The organism is Rhizobium leguminosarum bv. viciae (assembly GCF_012276115.1).
Taxonomy (GTDB): Bacteria; Pseudomonadota; Alphaproteobacteria; order Rhizobiales; family Rhizobiaceae; genus Rhizobium; species Rhizobium leguminosarum_T.
Genome location: NZ_WIEU01000010.1, coordinates 161,624 through 179,571 on the forward strand (window position 1 = coordinate 161,624; position 17,948 = coordinate 179,571).

Here is a 17,948-nt window from a genome sequence, read left to right on the forward strand (position 1 = left end):
GGAGTGTTTTGCTTTCGTGGATACTTTCTGGATCGGTATCATAAAACCGATCGCCGATTGATTTAAGCTTGCGCCGGACCCAGCAGCATGGCTTGGAAGACGAATCGCGAGGATATCCAATCGCGGTATCGAATGTGATTCGCGGTTGCTTCGGCGATTGCCGTGAGGCCAACGAAAGGTATTGTGGCGACGTTTCATACCTGACGGAGATTTTGGATGACAGGTTCGGCCCGGAATTTTCTGGAGTTTCATGACATTCCGGAAGCCGGACTTCGGTCGGTCATCGCTCGCGCCGGTGTACTTGCCAAAGCCTGGGATGAGCGCACGATGCCGCAGAGCCTTGCGGGCAAACGCGTCGCGCTGATCGTCGATGATGGCGGCTGGCGCAATACCACCGCCTTCGATCTCGGCATCCAGGCGATGGGCGGTATCTGCGTGCATGTGCCGATCGGCTTCAATGCCAAGGAGGAAACCGGCGATCTGTCGGGTTATCTTGGCAACTGGTTCGACATGCTGGTGATCCGCACCAGGGAGTTCGCGACATTGAAGGCGGTGGCGGCAGCCTCGCCGGTGCCTGTCATCAACGCGCGCACACGCTCCAACCACCCTTGCGAGACGCTCGGCGATCTTGCCTATATCAACAGCCGGCGCGGTTCCATCGACGGGTTGAAGGTCGTTGGCGTGGCGGCGGACGCAAATATCCTTCGCTCCTGGGCCGAAGCATCGATCGCATTGCCGATTAAGGTGGTGCAGGTCTATCCCGAACGCTGGCACATCAGCGACGCCGCGCTGCTCAACAGGCGCCTCCGCGTGAGCACCGATATGGGCGAGCTATCCGATGCCGACGTCGTTATCACCGACTCATGGCCGGGTGACGCCACCGGGGAGGCGCTCGCCGGCTACCGGATCGGGATCGACGTGCTCGATCGTTTGCGGGAGGATGCGATCTTCCTGCCGTGCCCGCCGGTTGCGCGCAGCCAGGAAGTGACGGCGGAGGCGATGGAGCATCCGCTCTGCCGGAGCCGTGCCGCCAAGGCCTTTCTGCTGCACGCGCAGAATGCGCTGATGGAGTGGGTCGCTGCCTAGTCCGGTGCCCTTGCTCCTCCCGACGCGCTCAGGCATTGTTGCTGCATGAGGAGAGTTTTCATCTTGCTGCTGGCGCTCTGGCCGGGCTTTGCGCTCGCCGATCCGGTCTTCTATCCGGCGAAGTCGGGCAATGCCGATGCGCCGGTGCTGACGGTTTATTCCTCGCTCGACGAGCCCCTGGCGCAGCCGATGATCCGGGGTTTCCAGGACGCCAATCCCGATGTCGCAGTCAAATATGAAGACATGCTGACCGGCGATATCTACGACCGGATCGTCCGGGAGACGGATGCCGGCAAGAAGACGGCGGATTTCGCCTTTTCCTCGGCGATGGACCTGCAGGTGAAGCTTTCCAACGACGGATATGCACAGGTCAGCAACCTGCCGATGAGTGCTGCATGGCCGAAATGGGCAAACTGGCGCAACACCGCCTATGCGCTCACCTTCGAGCCGGCGGTGTTCGTCTATCACAAGCCGAGCTTTGCGCATGAGCCGGTGCCGAGTTCGCGGGCTGAATTCGTCGACTATCTGAAGCGCAAGGGCAACGAGGTCTACGGGCGGATCGGCACCTACGATATCGAGCGTTCCGGCGTCGGCTTTCTTTTCATGGCGCGCGACCAGGAGCAGTTCGGCGACATCTGGTCGGTGATCAGGGCGATGGGGGCTGCCGGCGTCAAGCTTTATTCGACGAGTTCGGCGATCCTCGAACGCGTTGCCGACGGGCGCTTCGTGCTCGGCTACAATATTCTCGGCTCCTATGCGGCCGACTGGGCCTCGCGCTATCCCGATGTCGGCATCGTGCTGCCGAAGGATTATACCGTGGTGATGTCGCGGATCGGGCTGGTGCCGCAGGCCGCCGCCGAGCCGGAGCTCGGTCGGCGTTACCTTACCTTCTTCATGTCGAGGGAAGGGCAGACGATCATGGCGCGCGAGCTACAGATCCCGGCCGTCAGCCCCGAGGTCGCGGGGGAGAATACCGCCAATACGCTGCAGGAACTGCTCGGCGCCCAACTGCGGCCGGTGCCGGTGAGCCCCGGGCTCATGGTCTATCTCGACCAGGTGAAGCGGGCGCGGCTGATCGCGCACTGGAACGAGGTTCTGCGGACTCAGTGAAGGCGTCAGCTTTCAGCCTGATCACCCTTTCCGCAAGGCTTCGGATAGAGCCAATATTCGTAGAACATCGGCTTTTCGATCGTAAAGGGACGTTCGCCCTGCCAGGCGCCGACGCTATAGTCCGCACCGGCGACGGACTGTTCGCGTCCGTCAGGAAGCTGCATCTGGAAAGGCACTGCCGCAACCTGCACGGTCAGCTTCAATTCTTCGGGCTTGCCGAAGGCGGTCGAACGGAAAGGGACCGGGCCGGGATTTGCGTCCACGCCGATCGGATATCCCGCATGACGCAGCAGGTCGGGGAAATATTCGTGATCGATCAGATCACCATCGAAGCGTATGTCGAGTTCTTGCCAAAGCTTGGTGAAATATCTGCCTTCGAGTGAATTTTCGCCCTGGCCCGGCTTCGGGACGTTCTGCCAACTCGCACCAAAAGGTGCAGAATCCTTCGGCGTCGACAGGCCCGCTGCGCCGTAATAGCCGATCGCGTTGTTTAGATGGTGGAACTGGCGGATACGGTTGCGCTTGCTGATCGGCCCTCTCAGCATCCATGAATTGTTGAAGACATAGTGCGGGCCGACGGCTTCGTGCTGTTTGGGAAACTTGAAAAGCTGGCCGAAATTGCGGTCGTCGCCATCGGGGCCAGGTCGATGCTGATTCCAGCCGAGATTGCCGTAGATGTAGAAATAGCCGGATCGGTGCATCTCCAGCGAAAATGGCATGTAGCAGTCGACAAACCTGTTGCCGCGCACCGTCCAGTTCCAGGCATAGTCTTCCGCCTCGATGGCGTTGTCACGAATGCGGACGAACCAGTTGTTTTCGATGACGATGTTGCGGCAGAAATCCTCCACTGTGGAATCGGAGGCATCGTTGAAGAAATGGATGCCGTTGAAGGCGTCGAGAATGACATTGTTGCGCAGGACGACATAGCCGGCGATAGTCCATGCCCGGAAGAAGTCACCGTCAAAACCGCGCTCATCCGTTTCGACGTCCACACGGCTCTCGGTGTCCTCGATATTGCCGTGGACCTGGTCCCATGAGATTTCTCGCCAGAGCCCGCAATCGCCGGGATCGAGCCCGGCATCGACCGCGCCGATCTTTCGGATCGCTGCTAGGTCCGCCTCGCCGTGAGATCGCAGATCCTGTATCCAGTCGCACTCTTCGATCAGCAGGTGGCGGGTGTAAGGTCCGGCAGCGCCGATGGCGATCGTGCTGCCGCGAATATGCAGGCGGCGGAGCGTGATATGCTGGCAGTTGTCGAGATAGATCGCGGTGGGCCAGCAGCCTTCGAACGTGAGATCCTCGATGACGACCCACTGGCAATTCCGCAGCACGAGCGCTGCGTTGTCGGCAAGGTAATAAATGCCGGGGAAGCGGCCATTGGCTTCCTGCACGGCGGCGAGGCGGTTGGCGATCTCGCGATAGTCTTCGTAAGGTTCGCCGCCATCGATAACGGCACCGTTGCCGCGGATCACGACCGGCTGCTGCTGCGAGCCGCTCACCGAGGAGAGGACAAGCGGCGTTGCGTATCGTCCGCCTTCCAGCGTCAGCGTTGCGCCGGGACGCAGCGATCGCATGTCATCGTAAATCCGGTCGGGATTGGTGTGCAGACAGTACGACATATCGTTTCCTGTGGGTATCAGTGAAATAAAGGCCTGCAGAAATCGAGAGAGCGGGAAACAAAACCCTGGATTGAGCAAGATGTAGTTGACTTAGGGTCACTCGTGCAAGGGATTAAACCACAGCTATTTGAGGGCAATGCAGGGGATCAGGAACCGGTCCGAGGGTCTCGCCAGACGAAGCCCGCAGCCGTACTTCGGCAGCGGATAATGCACTTGCCATCGGCAGCGGAGAACCGGATTTAGATCCGCGCCTGCCAATTACGGCAAAAAAGTGTCGTCTCCTTCTGGATATCTCGCTGATGTCAGCTAAATGACAGGTTGTTGTGGTCGCTTTGGCTACTTCTTCTCCGTGGAGGCGGAGAGCTGAAGCCTTGGGAGGTATTCCGCTCGTCATTCAGGACGCTTGCGTCCGCTGACCGGCCATTCCTCCCGATTCCCAGAGAACAACAGGCGGTTTGCTCAGCCGCCGACGGAGGACACATCGTGAAGCATACGTTCATCGCAACCCTTTTTGCAGCGACCATCGCGCTGCCGGCCTATGCGGCCGACTACACCATCATCGCGCCGGCCGCGCCCGGCGGCGGCTGGGACCAGACGGCCCGTTCGCTGCAGACCGCGCTGCAGCAGGAGAAGATCTCCGGCAACGTGCAGGTCCAGAACGTTCCCGGCGCCGGCGGCACCATCGGCCTTGCGCAGTTCAGCAGCCAGGCTGCTGGCAACCCGAATTCGCTGATCGTCGGCGGCTATGTCATGGTCGGCGCGATCCTCACCAACAAGTCGCCGGTGACGCTCAAGGACGTTACGCCGATCGCCCGCCTGACCGGCGAATATGAGGCCGTCGTCGTTCCTGCAGCCTCCGAGATCAAGACGATGGCCGATCTGGTCGCGGCGCTGAAGAAGGATCCGGGCTCCGTTTCCTGGGGCGGCGGTTCGGCCGGCGGCACCGACCATATCACCGTCGGCCTGATCGCCAAGGCTTCCGGCGTCGATCCGACCAAGATCAACTATGTCGCCTTCTCCGGCGGCGGTGAAGCGCTCGCCGCCATTCTCGGCGGCCAGGTCACGGCCGGCGTCTCGAGCTATAGCGAGTTCGAATCGCAGGTGAAATCAGGCACGCTCCGTCTTCTCGCCGTCTCCAGCGAAAAGCGTATCGACGGCGTCGATGCCCCGACGCTGAAGGAAGCCGGCACCGACGTCACCATCCAGAACTGGCGCATGGTCGCCGCTGCCCCCGGCCTGTCGGCAGAGCAGGTGGCAAGCGTCACCGCCGATTTCGAGAAGCTGCACGGCTCCGCCACCTGGCAGGAAACGCTGAAGACCAAGGGCTGGGCCGACACCTATCTGTCCGGCGACGCCTTCAAGGCGCAGCTCGAAAAGGATATCTCGGCCACTGAGAGCATTCTCAAAGACATCGGACTTGTTCAATGAGCGAGGATAACACCTCCTCGGCAACCGAGCGCCGCCCTGATTGGGCGGCGTTCATTATTGCCGTTTTCCTCTTCGTCGTCGCCGGCGTGATGGCCTGGGATGCCTTGCATCTGAAAACGATCGCGCAATACGATCGCATCGGTCCGGCGACCGCGCCTCAAATGGTGGCATTTGGCCTCTTCTGTCTCGGGATCTGGACCGCCTTCGAAGCCTGGCGCGGCGATTTTCCGGAGCGTGACCGGCAGGAAGTCGCACCCGTCATCTGGATCGTCGCCGGTCTTGCCGGCCAGATGCTGCTCCTGCGCGTCGCCGGCTTCTCGATCGCAACAGGCATCCTCTTCGCGCTGACGGCACGCGGCTTCGGCAAACGCAAGCTCTGGATCTCGCTGCCGCTTGGCATCGTCCTAAGCTTCGTCGTCTGGGCGATCTTCTCGCAGCTGCTGCAGCTGACGCTGCCGGCCGGCCCGCTGGAACATCTGTTCTTCTGACCGCGCGGGACGCGCTGTCAGCTCTTTTGATTTTGCGCGGCGCCCGGTTGCCAAACGCACGGCCGGGAATGCCGCTTGGGACACCAAGATGAGCACATTCGAATTCCTATGGCAGGGCATCCTGGTTGCGATGCAGCCGATGAACCTGGTTTATGCGCTGGTCGGCGTGACGCTCGGCACCGCCGTCGGCGTGCTTCCCGGCATCGGCCCGGCTCTCACCGTGGCGCTGCTGCTGCCCGTCACCTACAAGCTTGATCCCGGCGGCTCGCTGATCATGTTCGCCGGCATCTATTACGGCGGCATGTATGGCGGCTCGACGACCTCGATCCTGCTCAACACGCCGGGTGAAAGCGCTTCGATCGTCACCGCGCTCGAGGGCAACAAGATGGCGCGCGCCGGGCGCGGCGGACCGGCGCTGGCGACAGCGGCGATCGGCTCCTTCGTCGCTGGCCTGATCGCCACGCTCGGGCTTGCCTTCATCGCGCCTTACATCGTCAAGCTGGCGCTGGTCTTCGGGCCGCGCGAGTATTTCGCGCTGATGGTGCTTGCCTTCGTCACCGTCTCCTCGGCGTTTGGCGACTCCGCCTTGCGGGGCCTGACCTCGCTGTTCATCGGTTTCGCGCTCGCCATGGTCGGCATCGACCAGCAGACGGGGCAGGCGCGGCTTTCCTTCGGCATTCCCGATCTGCTCGACGGCGTCGAGGTGACGACGCTGGCGGTGGCGATGTTTGCGATCGGCGAGACGCTCTATATAGCCGCTCAGGGCAACCGGATCGCGGAGAAGGTCGAGGCAGTCAAGGGTTCGCTCTGGATGAATGCGCAGGACTGGTCACGTTCGTGGAAGCCGTGGCTGCGCGGCACGCTGATCGGTTTCCCGATTGGCGCGATGCCGGCGGGCGGCGCCGAAATCGGCACCTTCCTCTCCTATGCGACCGAAAAGCGGCTGGCGAAAAACCCGGAGGAGTTCGGCCATGGCGCGATCGAAGGTGTCGCCGGCCCTGAAGCGGCGAACAACGCATCGGCCGCCGGCACGCTGGTGCCGCTTCTGACGCTCGGCCTGCCGACGACGGCGACGGCGGCGATCATGCTTGCCGGCTTCCAGCAATACGGGCTGCAGCCAGGGCCGCTGCTGTTTGCCACCAATCCGCAGCTCGTCTGGGGGCTGATCGCCAGCCTGCTCATCGCCAATGCGATGCTTTTGGTGCTGAACCTGCCGATGATCGGGCTCTGGGTGCGGCTGCTGACCATTCCGAAGCCGTGGCTCTATGCCGGCATCCTGCTGTTTGCGACGCTCGGGACGATCGGCGCCAATCCGTCGGTGTTCGAGCTCGGCATGCTGCTCGCCTTCGGCCTGCTCGGCTATGTGATGCGGCTCTTCGGCTATCCGATCGCGCCCACCGTCGTCGGCTTGATCCTCGGACCGCTTGCCGAACAGCAGCTCCGCCGGGCGCTGGCAATCAGCCAGGGCGACGTCACGACGCTGGTGATGTCGCCGATCGCGGCAGGCCTGTTCATCGTTGCAGCGGCCGCCTTCCTCATCCCGCTGATCCTGCGGCTGCGCGGCAGAGGGCAGGTGCTCTCGCAACTGGCTGCAAACGAAGACTAGCGCGTCGGCTCGAAAATCGGTCCGAAAGGACGCACGGCGCTCTAAGAATAAAAAGACCACCCACCCCCTTCTCGAGGCCGGCCATGGAGACATGTGCCGGCCTGCTGTTTTTTGCATGGCTGAGGTGATTTTCTGAGCATTGTGGAGGTCAGTGCGCGATGCCATCTATGAGTGGTCAATCATAGAGCAAGAGGAAAAGGACAATGTCCACACTTCGCAATTCAGTCCGTACTGGCTTCTTTGGCCGCGCGTTCGCCGTCCTTGGTGCCGCAAACGCCGTCAGCGCTGCTGTCGAAGCAGGTCGCCGCCCGCGCGCCAATGACCTCACCACACTCGGTATCGACCCGGCCTCCTTCGGTCAGGTCTCCCGCTAAGACCTTCACGTCATGCATGAATGAATTAGCCCGCAACCGGATGGTCGCGGGCTTTATTTTTAGCTGCAAGGGCGTCGCACACTGCGGCTTCCTGCATCGTCAGGCGTGAAGCTCCTCCTGCCGGGCGCCGTGATCTTCCACCTTTTCGCGCCTGTTGTGGCGGATGGACGACCAGAGGGAAAGACCGATCAAGGCCGCGCCGCCGAGGCCGGTGATAACCTCGGGGATATGGACCAGGGTCTGCGCATACATGATCACCGAGAGGATCAGGATGGCGTAGAAGGCGCCATGCTCGAGATAGCGGTATTCGGCAAGCGTTCCCTTCTCCACCAGCATGATCGTCATCGAGCGCACGTACATGGCGCCGATGCCGAGGCCGATCGCGATGACGAAGAGGTTCTGCGTCAGCGCGAAGGCGCCGATGACGCCGTCGAAGGAAAAGCTCGCATCCAGCACCTCCAGATAGATGAAGGCGCCAAGACCGCCCTTGGCGGCCGCACTCATCGTCTGCTGCGACGCATCGAGCAGCTCCCCGACCACCTCGACCGCGAGGAAGGTGAGCAGGCCGTAGATGGCGCAATGGACGAAGACACTGGCTTCCTCGCCACCGATCAACCAGGAGAACACAAGCATCAGTGCCAGCACGAAGGCGATCTCGATGCCCCTGATGGTGGCCGAGCGCGCCATCACCTTTTCCAGGCCGCGAAGCCAATGGATTTTTTTCTCATGGTCGAAGAAGTAGCTGAGGCCGACCATCATCAGGAAGGTGCCGCCGAAGGCTGCGATCGGCAGATGCGCGTCGTTCATGATGCGGGCATATTCGGCCGGCTCGCGTGCGGCAAGCACCAGAGCATCCCAGGGGCCGATCTGGGCCGCGATCGCGACGATTGCCAGGGGGAAGACGATGCGCATGCCGAAGACGGCGATGATGATGCCCCAGGTGAGGAAGCGCTGCTGCCAGACCGGCGTCATCTCCTTCAGCTTGTTGGCGTTGACGATGGCATTATCGAAGGAGAGCGAGATCTCCAGCACCGCAAGCACCGTGCAGATGAAGAAGACGGTCGCCATGCCGCCGATCGTACCGGTCGTCTGCCAGCCGAGCACCGCGCCGAGAACGAGGCCGAGGGCGGTGACGATGAAAGCCCAGCGGAAATAGCTGAGCGCGGAGTTATGGGTCACGGGTTGATTCATGGCCGCACCTCGCGGCCGCAAATCGAGTTGAAGAGTGTCGATACAGTGGAAAAACGCGGCACGCCACAACGGGCACGCGGGTCAGGCATGGTGAGCTTGTTCATCGATGAAAAATCCGCCGGCTAAGCTGCAGGCGGTACCGACATCACGAGAGCGCCGTAAAAACTCTCGCCAGAGGGGCCCGGCACCAAAGTTCCCCGTCAGCCGATGTCTGGAAGGCTGCCGGATAGGCTCTAGGTAATGAACTTCGCGGGCCAGTCAAGGTCGGTCGTCACACCGGATTGGGGTGATTTTTTTTGGAACAATCCCGACGCCCGCCCGTTAGGCACTGGTTGAGCTTAAAAGGAGGCCGATGATGCACACTTCGACCCATCTTCCCGACAAGCGCACGGAGGCGTCCGACCGCATGAAGCGGGTAAAGCCGAACCGCATGCAGAAGGCGCAGGTGCTGCCGCCGCATCATGTCGACCTGACACTGACGCCCGGCATCTACCACGACATTCACGTGCCGGCCCATGTTACCGGCGCCGATCTTTCCAAAGGCGGCCCCGACATCAAGGGCAATGCAGGGACCAAGAAATAACGGGCATTCCGGAAGCCTCCGGCGCTGACGGTAGATTTGAAACAGGGTGAGAAACATATGACGATCAACTTTGTGCCCCGCGAGATCTTCATCCGGCACGAAAATGAATGGCAGGCCGTACGCGAGGCGGCGGACGAACGCATCGATATCGGCAAACGCCAGAAGCCGCTCTCCGTCGGCGGCACGGCATTGGTTGGTAAAAGCGATCCTTCGGCCACACGCGCTGAACGACCAACAGCCGAATGACCAACTGAAGCACACGTGACACGAGCGCCCGGCGTGATGCCGGGCGCTTTGTTTTTCTATTTGTGTTCATCGGGATCGACACGCTGTCCGGAATTATAGCCGAACCATTTTTCGAGCTTGCCGAAGGCGAAGAGCACGCAGATGGCAGCGAGCGTCGTGAAGAAGGCGATCGGCCAATAGCCGAAGCCCATGGCGAGGCCGATCGCGCCGGAGAGCCACATACCAGCGCCGGTCGTCAGCCCGTGCACCCGACCTCTTGCAAAGACGATCATGCCGGCGGCGAGGAAGGCGACGCCGGCGGTGACGGCTTCTATGACGCGCAGCGGATCGATGCGCACCTGATCGTCATCGGTAAAACCCGGCATGTGCACTGCCTCGATCGAGATGATGGCAAAGAGGGCAGCGGCAAGACTGATCAGAATATGGGTCCGGAAGCCCGCCGGGCGGTCGCGGGCCTCACGCTCGAAGCCGATCAGCCCGCCGAAGACGATGGCGCCGAAGAGGCGGGCGAAGATGACGGGATAGTGGATACGCGACGCCGGTATTATGTCGGCGATAATCAGATCCATGGATTTTTCCCCCAGAAAGATGGAATTTTTCGCTGGCTAACGTCTGGGCGCGGAATTTGTTCAGCTTTTCCCTCTTGCGTTTCGGCAGTGCTGTTGGCCTCTCCGGCGCGTTCATGTCATTGGAGGGAAAGTTTGGCGAACCGGCATCATCCTGTCTCCGCGCCAACCTTTCGGAAAGGATTGGGCAGCGATAATCCCGGCCTCACGGGAATCGGACAGATGGCCAAGACAGCGACACGCGGCCGCCGCAAGGCGCCGGCGAGAGGAAAGAGCAAAGCGCGCAGCAGCGGTGGCGGATTGCTGCCCTGGGCGGTGATCGGCATTGCCGCAATCGGCGGCATCGTCGCCCACGACCATTGGAAGAGCATCCAGCCGATGCTTGCAAGGCAATCGACGCCGATCACACGGGACGCGGCGGAGCCGAGGCCTGTCGTCAAGAAGGACGCGCCGCCGAAGCAGGTGGCGCTTGCCGCACCCACGCCGAAAGTCCCAGTGCCGCAGCCGCTGCCGCCGGCCGCGATCCCGACGCCGATGATCCAGCCGATAAAGGCAGTGTCGTCGCCGGCCTCCGCTGCCGTTTCGCAAACCGGGACAGTCGCATTCGGCTATTGCGGGCAGGGCGCCCATATCAATTGCGTCGGCGACGGTGGCGTCTTCTGGTACAAGGGCGAGAAGATCGTGATTGCCGACATGGCAAGCCCGGCGGTCGACCGGGCGCGCTGTGACGGCGAGCGCCGGGTGGCCTTTGCCGCCAAGTCGCGGCTGCTGGCGCTTCTGAACGCCGGACCCTTCACCATGAATGCGGCGGGTAAGGCCGAACCCTCTGGCGCGCCGCGCGTCGTCTCGCGCGACGGCCGCTCTTTCGGCGCGCAGCTGATCAATGAGGGCCTGGCACGCAAGCCAGGGGCGGCCGGCAGCGCCTGGTGCGCCTGAGGGCGGCTACTTACCCTTCTTCACCAGCTTGCCGCCGGTGCGGAAGCTGCCGGTGAAGGAGGAGTCCTTGCTTTCGGCGGTGCATTCGATCGCGATCGGCTTGCCGGCATAGGGATTGCCGAAGGTGCAGAAGCCGGCGACCTTGACCTCTCCGGTCATCTTGTTGCCGACACCCGTGGTGACGAGGCTGAGCGGCAGGCGGGCATTGCCGTTGGAGGCAGGCTTGATGCCGCTGCCGTCGCCCTGAAAGCCCAGCGCCTTGCCATCCGAGGTGAAGATGAAGGTCACCACGCCATTGGCCAGCGTGACGCTGGCAAGCTCGTTCTTGCAGCCCTTGGTGGCGTCGAATTTGGCGACGACCAGCTTGGCGCATTTGCCGGAAAGCGTAATGACGCCGGGCGCACCAGGAAAGGTCTCGGCGGGCGCGGCAGAGGCCGGCAAGGCGAGGACGGCGGAAAAAAGGGCGGCAGCTGCCGGTGCGGAAAGTCTCATTCTCTATCTCAACCCCATCTGTCTGCGACGGCGAATCGGCCGTGCGTTGGATAGCCAGGCATTGGCACTCTTCTGTGACTTATTTTGGTCTTACCCGGCGGACGCTCGACATCAAACAGGGCGCTAGGGACTTTTGAAGTCGTCCCAGAGGATCGCTGCCCCAGCCGCAAATATCGTGATCGGGATCAGCCAAAGCTTGATGCTAATGGGTTCGACGACGTGAAACTGCATATACCCGAAACCAATGAGGCCAGCCGCAACCAGGGTGAGGCCGAGGATGATGGATATCGCTTTACGTGTCCGCGTCCTTTGCGTCATACGTCCCTCAATTTGCCACGTGCCGGGTTATCCCACAGCCAATTGAATCCAACCCGGATCATGGGTCGCGGACCAATCACGTGCAAGCCTTCGCTCCGCAAAGTGCTGGATCTGGAGCGCGCGCCAAGCTCAGGAAAGAGAAAATCCCCAAGGCGGGGATTTATCAACGATGTCAGGGAGATCGGATGGTGGGCGTGACAGGGATTGAACCTGTGACCCCTACGATGTCAACGTAGTGCTCTCCCGCTGAGCTACACGCCCATCCGATGGCGGCGCATAGATCACAAAACCTTCGGAGCCGTCAATAGGCTTTTTTCAGTTTTGTGACGCGCCGCCCGCAAGCCTTATGCGGCAAGCATCTTGTTGACCTCGTCGACCAGATCGCGCAGGTGGAAAGGCTTGGAAAGGACCTTGGCATCCTTCGGCGCTTTCGAATCGGGGTTCAGCGCCACGGCGGCAAAACCGGTGATGAACATCACCTTCAGGTCGGGGTCGAGCTCGGTGGCGCGGCGCGCCAGCTCGATGCCGTCCATCTCGGGCATGACGATATCGGTCAGCAGCAGGGAAAACGGCTCCTCGCGCAGCCGGTCATAGGCGCTAGCGCCATTGTCATAAGAAAGGACCTTGTAGCCGGCCTTTTCGAGCGCTTTCACCAGGAAGCGGCGCATGTCATTGTCGTCTTCGGCGAGAAGTATCTTCTGAGTCATCAATCCAGACCGCGATCCATAGGTTTTTGGTGGGCTGCCAGCCGTTTACACTAGTCTCGCTCCGGTAAACAACCGGTGAATTGCCTGTGCGTGACCGCCATCCCTTCTACATAGTATGGACTTGCGGCCGGGCAACTGGCAACATACGCGAAGCAGTCAGTTCATGACATGGTAAAGAGGGCCGAAAGTGCCGGAAATACGCGAATACGAGCTTTTTGAGGTCCATGAGCCCGTGTCGCAGACCATTCCCTTCGTCTACAACTCCCCCCATAGCGGCCGCATTTATCCACCGGAATTTATCGCTCAGTCCAGGCTGGAAGGCATCGCCATCCGCCGTTCCGAGGATCATTACGTCGACGAGCTCTTCGGCTCGGCCGTCGCACTCGGTGCGCCGCTTTTGGCGGCCAACTTCCCGCGCGCCTATCTCGACGTCAATCGCGAACCCTACGAACTCGATCCGCGGATGTTCGACGGGTTGCTGCCGCCCTATGCCAACGTCAATTCGCTGAGGGTCGCCGGCGGGCTCGGCACCATTCCGCGCATCGTCGCCGAGAACATGGAGATCTATGCGCGGCGCCTGCCGGTGCAGGAGGGGCTCGACCGCGTCGAAGCGGTCTACAAGCCCTATCATGCGGCGTTGCGCCGGCTGATTGCGCGAACGCATGTGCAATTCGGCTTCGGCGTGCTGATCGACTGCCACTCGATGCCCGGCAATGTGCGCGTCGCCGGCAGCACTGCGCGGCCCGATTTCATCATCGGCGATCGCTACGGCACCAGCGCTTCGGCCGAACTTTCGCGCGCGGCGATCGCCATCCTCGAGGAGATGGGTTTTGCGGCGATCCGCAACAAGCCCTATGCCGGCGGCTTCATCACCGAACATTACGGCCGGCCCTCGCGCGGCCTGCACGCGCTGCAGATCGAGGTGAACCGAGCGATCTATGTCGATGAGCTGACGCTGGAGAAACGCGACGATTTCGCCGCGGTGGCCGATGCCGTCGCGGACTTCATGCAGCAGATGGCGGACTATGTCGAGAAATTCGCCGGCGAGCGGGCGCTGGCCGCCGAATAGATCCGTTTTTCGATTTTGCTGACGTGTGGCCTTCCCCGGCCAAAAAAAACCGCGCTTGTGAGCGCGGCTAAGTCTAGGGAGGAAACACCCAAGGAGGGTATTTACAGTCAGAAGACTGTATGAAGACACTACTATTGCATTGCACAAATGTCAAGCAATTTATTGCGCTGCGATATCTTTGTGCAACTAAACTCAATTTGCCTGCTGCGTTTGCATTCCCGTTGCTTTTCGCTATGAAAAGCGCCACTCCCGCCAGCCAAACGGATCCAACATGTTTCCTGACCGTTCGTTCTTCAATCGCCTGGCGGAGGCTGCCCGCGCCGAAACGCTGCCGCGTTTCCGCTCCGGCCTCGATGTCACGAACAAGCTTTCTTCCGGTTTCGATCCGGTGACGGAGGGCGACCGGGCGGCCGAACTCGCCATCCGGGCGTTGATCGAAGAGAATTTCCCCGACCACGGCATTCTCGGCGAGGAACATGGCGATGTCGGGCTCGACCGCGAATATGTCTGGGTGATTGATCCGATCGACGGCACGCGCGCCTTCATCTCCGGCGTGCCGGTGTGGGGAACGCTGATCGGCCTGCAGAAAGCGGGCCGGGCGATCATGGGCATGATCGAGCAACCCTTTACCGGCGAGCGTTATTTCGCCGACCAGAACGGCTCGATCTATACCGGGCCGGAGGGCGAGCGACGGCTGGCGACGCGCCAGTGCGACACGCTCTCGAACGCCATCCTGTTCACCACCTCGCCGCATCTCTTTGCCGGCGAGGAGATGGAGAAATACCGCGAGATCGAAGGCCAGGTGCGGCTTTTCCGCTATGGCTGCGACTGCTATGCCTATGCGCTGCTTGCCGCCGGCCATATCGATCTGGTCGTCGAAAACAGCCTGAAGCCCTATGACGTCGGCGGCATCATTCCCGTCATCGAAGGGGCGGGCGGCATCATCACCACCTGGGACGGCGGACGGCCGGAAAACGGCGGCTCGATCATCGCTGCCGGCAGCCGGGCAGTCTACGAACAGGCAATCGCCATCCTGCAGCGCTGATCCCGATCAGCCGTGCTGATCCTTGGTCAGCAGCGCTGATCCCCTGGTCGGCAACGCTGATCCCCCGGTCGGCAAAGCCGATCCGTCTCACGTACCGAGGGCGGCGACGTCCTGGTTTTCTTCGGCATCGCTGCCGGGAATAAAGGCGTGGAAGGCGGCAAGGGCGGCAGCGCGATAGATATCGCGCTCCTGGAAGATCTCGTGACGGGCGCCGTTGATCGGCACCAGCTGGCCGGCACGGAAATAACGTGAAAGCCGCTCCTGCGCCGTATAGGGCACGACACCGTCGCGCGTCGGGGCGATGACGATGGTCGGGATGGTGATCGAGAAGAGATGGTAGGGCGAGGTGACCCGGTCCATCGTGCGGAAAGCCTCGGTCAGCCAGCGGGCTGTGGGTGGCCCGAGTGTCAGCTCCGGATGGGCCTTCATCATCGCGACATTGCGCTCGAAACGGTGTTCGTCAGAGGTCAGCGGATTGTCGCGGAAATCCGGCTCCTTCAGTTTCGAGGTCAGCGGCAGGAAGCCAAGGCCAACGGCGTTCAGCGTGCCGGCAAGGGTGCGAATGACGCGGGGCGAAGCCGCCTGGCCGGTCAGGCCGATGAAGGGCGCCGACAGCACCATGCGATCGATACGAGTGGTGAGATAGGGCGCGGCCGACAGCGCGATCAGGCCGCCTGTGGAATGCGCGAGCAAATAGAAGGGCAGGCGGGTATCCGGTAGCACAACCTTTTCCAGGAAGGTATCGAGATCGCGCTCGTAATCGACGAAGCGGCGGATGTGGCCGTGGTTGCGGCGTTTCAGGAGCCGCTGCGAGCCGCCCTGGCCGCGCATGTCGAAGGTCGCGACCCAGAGGCCCTTGGCCGTCAGGTCGCGGATCGTCTCGAAATACTTCTCGATATATTCGTTTCGGCCGTGCAGGATGACGACGGTGCCCTTGGCAACCTGTCCGCTAGAGCGGAAGACGGCGTAACGCAGCTGGTGGCCGTCATGGGTTTCGAAGAACCCCTCCGTGCGGTTTTCCGGGGCGGGATTATCGGGCGTCGAATAGAGAACCTGATCCATGACTTTGCCAATGCGCCGCTGCTGACTGCTTCGCATCAGGGATAGCGCATGGCATCCGGCTTGGAAAGCGGTGGGAAAAGGGCCGGCAGGAGCATGAGGGTGCTCGCGCCGGCCGAAGTTGAGGCTGAAGAAGAAGGGACGATGCACTTCAGCCATCGGGACCAGATTCACCCGACGCCTAAATCCTAGGCGAATGCGCCTGAACGCGCTCCGAACCAGTCGTTCATGCGGGGTTCACGGGCCGATCAAGGCGATCCAGAAAGGTCTTGAACTCGTCAAATCCCATCACCATCTCCTTCCTGCGGGTGCCGGAAAGGGCCCGCGCAACCGTCCCGAGGCCGCCAAAGATGGGGTTTCAGGGGCATTTCATCGCAACACGTCGCTTCCACAGGAGGACATCATGCGTCACGTAGACTTCTCTCCCCTCTATCGTTCGACCGTCGGTTTCGACCGGCTCTTTACCATGCTCGACAGCCTTGCCCAGCCGGAGCAGGCGCAGACCTATCCGCCCTATAATATCGAGCGCACCGGTGAAAACACCTATCGCATCACCATGGCCGTTGCCGGTTTCGACGAGACCGAACTTTCGATCGAAGCCCATGCCCATGTCCTGTCGGTGAAGGGTGAAAAGAACGAGGAACCTGCCGAAAGCGGCGAATTCCTCTACCGCGGCATTGCCAAGCGCGCCTTCGAGCGCCGCTTCCAGCTTGCCGACCATGTCGAGGTGACCGCCGCTTCGCTGAAGAACGGCCTGCTGCACATCGACCTTCTGCGCAACATTCCCGAGGCCATGAAGCCCCGCAAGATCGCGATTGCCGCAGAACCGGTCGAGGCTCCGAAGGCCATCGAAGCGCAGATCATCAACGGCTGATTGATCCCACGGGATAAAACGGACGGCGCTCCATCGGGGCGCCGTTTTTTTATTGCGGCTCAGGCCGGGCTGGTGGCTTCGTCTATCTCTTTTTGCGTTGCGCGGCGGGCCGCGGCGGCGGCGTATTTCTGGGCAATGACGGCGCAGACCATCAACTGGATCTGGTGGAACAGCATCAGGGGCAGCACGATCGCGCCGATCGACTGGCCGGCGAAGATGACGTTCGCCATCGGCACGCCGCTTGCGAGGCTCTTCTTCGAGCCGCAGAAGGTGATGGTGATCTGGTCGGCCTTGTTGAAGCCCAGCCAGCGGCTACCGAACATCGTCAGCATCAGGACAATTGCCAGCAGAAGTATGTCGGCGGCGATGACGACGGCGATATCGGCAATCGAGAAGGTGTGCCAGAGGCCCTCGACGACAGCCGTGCTGAAGGCGAGATAGACGACCATCAGGATCGAGCCGCGGTCGACAGGCATCAAGATCTTCTTCTTGGCGCGAATCCAGTCGCCGATCCAGGGCTGCAGAACCTGGCCGATGATGAAGGGGGCAAGCAGTTGCAGCAGGATCTGCTCTAGTGCGTCGAAGGAGAAGCCGCCGTGGCCGCCGACGGAAAACAGCAGGCCGACGAGCAGCGGTGTCAGGAACATGCCGAAGATGTTGGATGCCGAGGCCGAGCAGATGGCGGCGGGCACGTTGCCGCCCGCCATCGAGGTGAAGGCGATCGACGACTGCACCGTCGACGGCAGCACGCAGAGGAAGAGGATGCCGAGATAAAGCGGTTGCGGCAGGATCGTGTCGGGGACCAGTCCGAGCGCCATGCCGAGCAGCGGGAAGATGCCGAAGGTCGTCAGCAGGATGACGATATGCAGGCGCCAGTGCAGCAGGCCTGATATGACGACGTCGCGCGACAGGCGGGCGCCATGCAGGAAAAACAGCAGCGCGATGGCAAGATCGGTGGCGATGCCGAAATAATCCGCGAATGTGCCGCTCGCCGGCAGCAACGAGGCGAGGATGACGGTGCAGACCAGCAGGATGGTGAATGTATCGGGCAGAAAGCGACGCATGGCGGTCTCGCGGCTTGGTAAAACAGTCATTGTTCTGTCGTCCATTATGATCCAGGATGCAAGGAATAACAGTTATCGAGAAGCTGG

20 protein-coding genes and 1 tRNA gene are annotated in these 17,948 nt (G+C 61.6%); 12 read left to right on the plus strand and 9 right to left on the minus strand.

Going from position 1 to position 17,948, the window contains the following annotated elements; all coding sequences use genetic code 11:
* Positions 1 to 216 precede the first annotated feature (216 nt).
* Both GFM02_RS18970 and GFM02_RS18975 read left to right on the plus strand, forming a co-directional pair.
* A complete protein-coding gene (locus GFM02_RS18970; protein ID WP_168322416.1) occupies positions 217 to 1,086 on the plus strand; it encodes an ornithine carbamoyltransferase in 870 nt (289 codons plus the stop codon).
* Between the two features lie 63 nt (positions 1,087 to 1,149).
* Positions 1,150 to 2,196, plus strand: coding sequence for an ABC transporter substrate-binding protein (locus GFM02_RS18975; protein WP_020051633.1), 1,047 nt, complete (start codon positions 1,150 to 1,152; stop codon positions 2,194 to 2,196).
* Positions 2,197 to 2,201: 5 nt separating this feature from the next.
* On the opposite strand, the gene GFM02_RS18980 is transcribed toward GFM02_RS18975, so the two are convergent.
* On the minus strand, positions 2,202 to 3,815 hold the full coding sequence (locus GFM02_RS18980) for a right-handed parallel beta-helix repeat-containing protein (protein WP_168303187.1): 1,614 nt from the start codon (positions 3,813 to 3,815) through the stop codon (positions 2,202 to 2,204).
* 483 nt (positions 3,816 to 4,298) lie between these two features.
* Between GFM02_RS18980 and GFM02_RS18985 the strand changes: the two genes are divergently transcribed.
* The 4 genes from GFM02_RS18985 (at position 4,299) to GFM02_RS19000 (ending at position 7,711) form a co-directional block, all read left to right on the plus strand.
* Complete coding sequence (locus GFM02_RS18985; RefSeq protein ID WP_168271020.1) at positions 4,299 to 5,243, plus strand: Bug family tripartite tricarboxylate transporter substrate binding protein; 945 nt, start codon at positions 4,299 to 4,301, stop codon at positions 5,241 to 5,243.
* On the plus strand, positions 5,240 to 5,731 hold the full coding sequence (locus GFM02_RS18990) for a tripartite tricarboxylate transporter TctB family protein (protein ID WP_020051630.1): 492 nt from the start codon (positions 5,240 to 5,242) through the stop codon (positions 5,729 to 5,731). The genes GFM02_RS18985 and GFM02_RS18990 overlap by 4 nt, the downstream gene beginning before the upstream one ends.
* An 88-nt stretch (positions 5,732 to 5,819) precedes the next feature.
* Positions 5,820 to 7,337: a tripartite tricarboxylate transporter permease gene (locus GFM02_RS18995; RefSeq protein ID WP_168271018.1), complete on the plus strand. Its 1,518-nt coding sequence runs from the start codon at positions 5,820 to 5,822 to the stop codon at positions 7,335 to 7,337.
* A 203-nt stretch (positions 7,338 to 7,540) separates the two neighbouring features.
* Positions 7,541 to 7,711, plus strand: a complete 171-nt coding sequence (locus tag GFM02_RS19000; RefSeq protein ID WP_168271017.1) for a hypothetical protein — start codon at positions 7,541 to 7,543, stop codon at positions 7,709 to 7,711.
* 99 nt (positions 7,712 to 7,810) lie between these two features.
* Here GFM02_RS19000 and GFM02_RS19005 read toward each other — a convergent pair whose 3' ends face one another.
* Positions 7,811 to 8,902: a DUF475 domain-containing protein gene (locus GFM02_RS19005; protein ID WP_168271016.1), complete on the minus strand. Its 1,092-nt coding sequence runs from the start codon at positions 8,900 to 8,902 to the stop codon at positions 7,811 to 7,813.
* A 352-nt stretch (positions 8,903 to 9,254) separates the two neighbouring features.
* Between GFM02_RS19005 and GFM02_RS19010 the strand changes: the two genes are divergently transcribed.
* Complete coding sequence (locus GFM02_RS19010) at positions 9,255 to 9,485, plus strand: hypothetical protein (RefSeq protein ID WP_168271015.1); 231 nt, start codon at positions 9,255 to 9,257, stop codon at positions 9,483 to 9,485.
* 57 nt (positions 9,486 to 9,542) lie between these two features.
* The gene (locus GFM02_RS19015) at positions 9,543 to 9,731 is read left to right on the plus strand and encodes a hypothetical protein (protein WP_168271014.1); all 189 of its coding nucleotides are present in this window, start codon (positions 9,543 to 9,545) and stop codon (positions 9,729 to 9,731) included.
* 56 nt (positions 9,732 to 9,787) lie between these two features.
* On the opposite strand, the gene GFM02_RS19020 is transcribed toward GFM02_RS19015, so the two are convergent.
* Positions 9,788 to 10,300, minus strand: coding sequence for an MgtC/SapB family protein (locus tag GFM02_RS19020; protein WP_168271013.1), 513 nt, complete (start codon positions 10,298 to 10,300; stop codon positions 9,788 to 9,790).
* Between the two features lie 219 nt (positions 10,301 to 10,519).
* Here GFM02_RS19020 and GFM02_RS19025 point away from each other — a divergent pair, with 219 nt between their 5' ends.
* On the plus strand, positions 10,520 to 11,233 hold the full coding sequence (locus GFM02_RS19025) for a hypothetical protein (protein ID WP_168271012.1): 714 nt from the start codon (positions 10,520 to 10,522) through the stop codon (positions 11,231 to 11,233).
* Positions 11,234 to 11,239: 6 nt separating this feature from the next.
* Here GFM02_RS19025 and GFM02_RS19030 read toward each other — a convergent pair whose 3' ends face one another.
* From GFM02_RS19030 to cpdR1, 4 genes are all read right to left on the minus strand, one after another.
* On the minus strand, positions 11,240 to 11,725 hold the full coding sequence (locus tag GFM02_RS19030) for a hypothetical protein (RefSeq protein ID WP_168271011.1): 486 nt from the start codon (positions 11,723 to 11,725) through the stop codon (positions 11,240 to 11,242).
* A 123-nt stretch (positions 11,726 to 11,848) separates the two neighbouring features.
* Complete coding sequence (locus GFM02_RS35600) at positions 11,849 to 12,043, minus strand: hypothetical protein (protein ID WP_168271010.1); 195 nt, start codon at positions 12,041 to 12,043, stop codon at positions 11,849 to 11,851.
* Between the two features lie 186 nt (positions 12,044 to 12,229).
* A tRNA-Val gene (locus GFM02_RS19040) sits at positions 12,230 to 12,304 on the minus strand.
* An 83-nt stretch (positions 12,305 to 12,387) separates the two neighbouring features.
* Positions 12,388 to 12,750 carry a response regulator CpdR1 gene (cpdR1, locus tag GFM02_RS19045; RefSeq protein ID WP_003542883.1) on the minus strand — a complete coding sequence of 121 codons (363 nt, stop codon included), beginning with the start codon at positions 12,748 to 12,750 and terminating at the stop codon, positions 12,388 to 12,390.
* 187 nt (positions 12,751 to 12,937) lie between these two features.
* On the opposite strand from cpdR1, the gene GFM02_RS19050 reads away from it, so the two are divergent.
* The gene (locus tag GFM02_RS19050) at positions 12,938 to 13,819 is read left to right on the plus strand and encodes an N-formylglutamate amidohydrolase (RefSeq protein ID WP_027667760.1); all 882 of its coding nucleotides are present in this window, start codon (positions 12,938 to 12,940) and stop codon (positions 13,817 to 13,819) included.
* Between the two features lie 271 nt (positions 13,820 to 14,090).
* Positions 14,091 to 14,864 (plus strand): histidinol-phosphatase, encoded by a 774-nt coding sequence (gene hisN / locus GFM02_RS19055; protein WP_168283108.1) that lies wholly within the window; start codon positions 14,091 to 14,093, stop codon positions 14,862 to 14,864.
* 87 nt (positions 14,865 to 14,951) lie between these two features.
* Here the strand turns inward: hisN and GFM02_RS19060 are convergent, their stop codons facing one another.
* A complete protein-coding gene (locus GFM02_RS19060; RefSeq protein ID WP_168322417.1) occupies positions 14,952 to 15,926 on the minus strand; it encodes an alpha/beta fold hydrolase in 975 nt (324 codons plus the stop codon).
* Between the two features lie 400 nt (positions 15,927 to 16,326).
* Here GFM02_RS19060 and GFM02_RS19065 point away from each other — a divergent pair, with 400 nt between their 5' ends.
* A complete protein-coding gene (locus GFM02_RS19065; protein WP_003542878.1) occupies positions 16,327 to 16,797 on the plus strand; it encodes an Hsp20 family protein in 471 nt (156 codons plus the stop codon).
* Positions 16,798 to 16,856: 59 nt separating this feature from the next.
* On the opposite strand, the gene GFM02_RS19070 is transcribed toward GFM02_RS19065, so the two are convergent.
* Entirely contained in the window at positions 16,857 to 17,906 is a 1,050-nt protein-coding gene (locus GFM02_RS19070; RefSeq protein WP_168322418.1) for a bile acid:sodium symporter family protein, read from the minus strand.
* Positions 17,907 to 17,948: the final 42 nt, after the last annotated feature.